Origin of the sequence: Winogradskyella sp., from assembly GCF_016744625.1 — a bacterium.
Classification (GTDB): Bacteria; Bacteroidota; Bacteroidia; order Flavobacteriales; family Flavobacteriaceae; genus Winogradskyella.
On the sequence record NZ_JADGDZ010000145.1, the window covers coordinates 1 to 4,938 of the forward strand.

General features: G+C 31.6%; 3 protein-coding genes. All 3 read left to right on the forward strand.

The genetic code is table 11. From position 1 onward, the window contains the following. The first annotated feature begins 103 nt into the window (after positions 1 to 103). Positions 104 to 3,124: a M1 family aminopeptidase gene (locus tag QZZ53_RS16855; protein ID WP_296386879.1), complete on the forward strand. Its 3,021-nt coding sequence runs from the start codon at positions 104 to 106 to the stop codon at positions 3,122 to 3,124. A 142-nt stretch (positions 3,125 to 3,266) separates the two neighbouring features. Next, positions 3,267 to 4,319, forward strand: a complete 1,053-nt coding sequence (locus tag QZZ53_RS16860; RefSeq protein WP_296386881.1) for a serine hydrolase — start codon at positions 3,267 to 3,269, stop codon at positions 4,317 to 4,319. 113 nt (positions 4,320 to 4,432) lie between these two features. Next, a partial coding sequence (locus QZZ53_RS16865; RefSeq protein ID WP_296386884.1) for an NAD(P)-binding oxidoreductase occupies positions 4,433 to 4,938 on the forward strand: 506 nt, incomplete at its 3' end.

Consider the following 4,938-nt stretch of genomic DNA (forward strand, 5'->3'; position numbering starts at 1 on the left):
ACATCGTTTTGCCTAATATTTTTTTTGTTCTACTATAATATTCTCTGTAAGTACACTAACAAAAAATAGTACAGCAACTTATGTAAGTGCAGTGTTTGTTTACATGTTATATTTTGTAAGCTCTCTCTTTTTAAATTCACCTCTATTAGCACAAGCAGTTCCTGCATCACCAGAGAGTATGGCTATTGCAGCTATCGCAGATCCTTTTGGGATTGCTGCATTTTTTGAGCAAACACAATTCTGGACACCTTTTCAAAAGAACACACAGCTTCTGTCTTTTTCTGGATTATTCTTATTGAATAGATTAGTTTGGATATGCGTTTCTATTGGTATTTTATTTGCAACATACCGAATATTCTCTTTTAGAAAAATCACTAAAAAAGTAAAGAAAGAGAAAAAAGTAAAAAATGGAAATAAGGAATTAATAGCCTATAAACCATTACAAACTATACATAACTTTAAAGCACAACAATTAGCATTCTTCTCTTTATTAAAACTAGAATTGAAAAGTGTTTTTAAAAGCTTACCATTTATTGCAGTTTTAATTATGTGGTTGTTTATTGTGTTTTCAGAATTATATTCTACAGTAATAAATGGCAGCGAATATGACGTTAGTGTATATCCATTTACAAACCAACTGATAGATTTAATGGTAAATCCATTAACCATCTTTAGTTTAATTTTAATCATTTTTTATAGTTCTGAAATTGTATGGAAAGAACGTAGTTTAAACTTCAATTTAATTGTTGATGCTGTTCCAACAAAGAATAGCGTATTCTTTTTATCTAAGTTTTTCGCTTTACTATTATTACCAGTTATTTTAATAACTACAGGGATTTTATTGTGTATTGCATTTCAAGTAGCATTAGGGTATTCCAACTTCGAATTTAGTCTCTATGCATCTCTATATTATCATTACGGATTACAATTAGCTATCTATTCTATGATAGCCTTATTTATTAGCAGTCTGGCAAAAACCAAATATATGGGAATGGGAATCTTTGGATTGATTGTACTGTTATGCGCAAAATCTAGTGCCTTAGGTTTAGAACATCCTTTGACTAGTATTGGATTTATGCCGAGAATTTCTTACAACAATATGAATGGTTTTTATGGTGGTTTAAGCTTATTTAATCATTTAGCAATGTATTGGCTGGCTTTAGGTTTATTATTATCTGTATTGTCATTTAAAATTTGGAATAGAGGAGTGGTTACTAGTTTTTCAGTGAAATTAAAACAACTCTTCTATGGTTGGACAAAAATTCAGAAATTAACGACATCGCTTTTAATCTTAATGTTTATAGGCTTTGGAAGTTTAATATTTTACAATGTAAATATTGTATCAGATTATGAAACTGTAAATGAGCAATTAGATTTTAGAGAACAGTACGAAAAGAAGTTCAAAACACACGAAAGTTTAGAGCGTCCATATCCTATATCAAGAAAGACAGAAGTTGCTATTTTTCCTGAAGAAAATCGTTATACTGTAAAAGCAGACTATATACTGAAAAACAAAAGTGAAGAGCCTTTATCACAAATCTTTGTAACTGTAAGACTTCCGCTAGAATCTATTAACATAGAAAGCGCAAATTTAATTGAACATAATGAAGTTTATGGAACGTATTTATTTCAATTTAAAAAGCCAATTCAGCCTAATGATTCTATTAGTTATAATTATGAATTGATAAATGAATTGAAAGGCTATGAAGACAATAATGCCATAATTAAAAATGGAACCTATATTGCTCATAATAATTTTGAACCTATTATGGGTTATACCTCTAGTTTAGAAATTACAAGTAGAGCAGAGCGTGTAAAACGAAATTTACCCGAAAGAGAAAAGGAAAATAATTCGGATTCTCATATTGCAATGAAAGATGTTAAAAACGAAAAAATAAGATTCGAAACGATTGTTTCTACAGATAAAGAGCAAACAGCGTTAAGTTCTGGAACTTTAGTAAAAAAATGGTCTGAGAATGACAGAAACTACTATCATTATAAGTCTAAAGACAAAGTCATGCCAATGATTGCCTATTTTTCTGCTAAATATGAATCAAAAAAAGTAGATTATAAAGGCATTTCAATTGAGCAGTATTACGATGCAAATCATAGTTTTAATATTGAAGACATTGAGAACAGTACTAAACAAACCTTAGATTATTGTCAAGAAAACTTTGGAATTTATGCTTTCGATCATGTAAGAATTGCCGAAATTCCTTCACATTGGCCATTTGGAGGCTTTGCACACCCAGGAGTTATAAGTATGGTAGAAGATAGGTTGTATTTGTCTGATGTAAGTAAAGAAGAAACCTTTAATTTAGTTGCAAAACGAACGATTCATGAAGTTGCACATCAATATTGGGGACACACATTATCTGCTAAACCAATTGCAGGTGGTTCCATATTTGTAGAAGGATTTGCAAAATATACAGAAGCCGTAGTTATGGAAAAAATGTATGGAAAAAGAGCAGTATACGAATTGATTGATACTGCTAGAAGAACCTATTTTTTAGGACGGTCTTATGCAGCAGATATTGAGCCTCCAGTTTATAAAGTTGATGGCCAAGGCTATATCTCATATGGTAAAGCGTTTACAGTAATGATGGCGATGAGAGATTTAATAGGTGAAAAACAAGTAAATCATGTATTAAAAAACCTAACGGATAAACATCGTAATAGTATTAGCTTAGATGCACACTCTATTGAATTATTAGACGCTTTTTATGAAGAAACTCCAACTGAATATCATAGGCTAATAGATGATTGGTTTAAAAAAGTAATTACTTATGATTTAGCAATAGAAGAGAGTACATATAAAGCATTAGCAAATGGTACTTATGAAGTTACTGTAAAAGTAAAGGCTAAACGTTTTGAAACTTCAAACAGTGGTGAAATCAATCAAATTTCAATTGATGAGCCTATTAAAATAGGAGTATTTACAGAGCATCCAGCTTATGTGAAAGGCGATAGTTCAGTGCTTTTTTATGAGTCAAATCAGTTCAATAAAGACGAGACTGAAATTAAAATAATAGTCAACAAAACACCTAATTACATTGCTATTGATCCTTATGGCACACGATCGGATGAGAACTTAGTGGATAACGAGTTTAGACTGATAAAATAATAGTCTTGTGAATTATATTACCAATTAAACGTACAAAAACCAATTCATCCATAATATGTTACAGTTCAGCAATTAACAATTTACTTTTATCAAGATCTGAAATATATTTGTACTTTAATTAAAAAACAAACAGTATAGAATAATGGAAAATACTAAACGAAAGACCAATAAAGGAAAACAAATTTTCAGGGTAGTATTACTTGTTGGGACGATCATTTCCTTATGGTTTGTGCCTTGGGTTTTAGTAAAAGCATGGCTATTACCATTACCAAATACCGTTCAAGAGCAAGTAGATCAATCCTTAAGTCATGGATTTGATGGTGTTATTGTATATGTAGATGAATCTGGCAAACCACCAGCGTTTTATGCAGCTGGTTATCATAATAAAGAAGAGGAAACACCAGCAAACCCTAAAGCTTTGTTCAAAATTGCTAGTATAAGCAAATTATATGTGGCTGTTGCTATCACCAAATTAGCAAATGACAATCATTTGTCTTTAGATAAAACGCTCGCTGATTACTTTCCAGAACTCGTAGGAAGAATTGAAAATGCAGATAAAATCACTTTGCGAATGATGGTCCAACATCGAAGTGGTATTCCTAATTTCACCGACAATCCAGATTTTTGGAGAAATCAGCCAAACACTAATATAGATGCTCTTAAATATGCACTAGATTTACCAGCAGACTTTGAGCCCAACAAAGATTATGGGTATTCTAACACCAATTATTTGTTGCTTTCTAGAATCATTGAGAACGTTACAGGTCTTAATCGTCAAGACTATTTTAAAAAGGAAATTTTAATTCCACTTGGACTTAAAAATACTTTTGGTTCTGTTAGTGAAGTCAACCTAGATGATGTTATGAGTGGTTATTATGTTGGCCTTGATGACGATTTCAAAACAGTGGAGCAAGGTATGATAGCAACCGCAGAAGATGTTGGCAAATTCTTAAGAGCTTTAAACGATGGCACATTGCTTAATGAAAGAGAAATGGAAATCTATGCATCAATTTATGAGTTTAATCATGGAGGATTGGTTCCTGGTTACCAAAGTATGGCAGAATACCATAAAGATATTGATGCAGTTGTGATTCAATTTATGAGCACAACAGATTTTGAAGGTTACCAATGGAATTTGTTACAAATAACACACAGTCGTATTGTTAAAATCTTGCGTAAAGCAAAAGAACTATAAAAAATAATAACGACCTATAATTTAACTATTTACAGCGATTTATAATGTAACAGTTTTAATATTAGATCGTCTTAAAGGTATATCAATCAATCAATCAATCAATGAAAATCAGTATGACAGTTTTAGTAGTAGGAGCAAGTGGAGCAACAGGTCGTAAATTAGTAGAGCAACTACTAATCCAAAAACATAAGGTAAAAGTAATTGTAAGATCACCTGAAAAGTTACCAGAAGCATGGAAAACCAATGTGAACCTTCAAATCATAACAGCTAGCGTATTAGATTTGAGTGATAGCGAGATGCGTGAAATTGTAAAAAATTGTAATGTAGTGGCTTCTTGTCTTGGACATAATATAACTTGGAAAGGTATTTACGGTCAACCTAGAAAATTAGTGACAGATGCTACGCGTCGTTTATGCATTGCCATAAAATCGAACAATCTGCAAAGTCCAACAAAGTTTGTTTTAATGAACACTACAGGAAATCGTAATCGCGACTTAAACGAACCTATTTCTTTTGCTCAAAAATTTGTCATAGGACTTCTTCGTTTGTTATTGCCACCTCATGTAGATAACGAAAAAGCAGCAGATTATTTACGAACAGAGATTGGGCATAATAATAA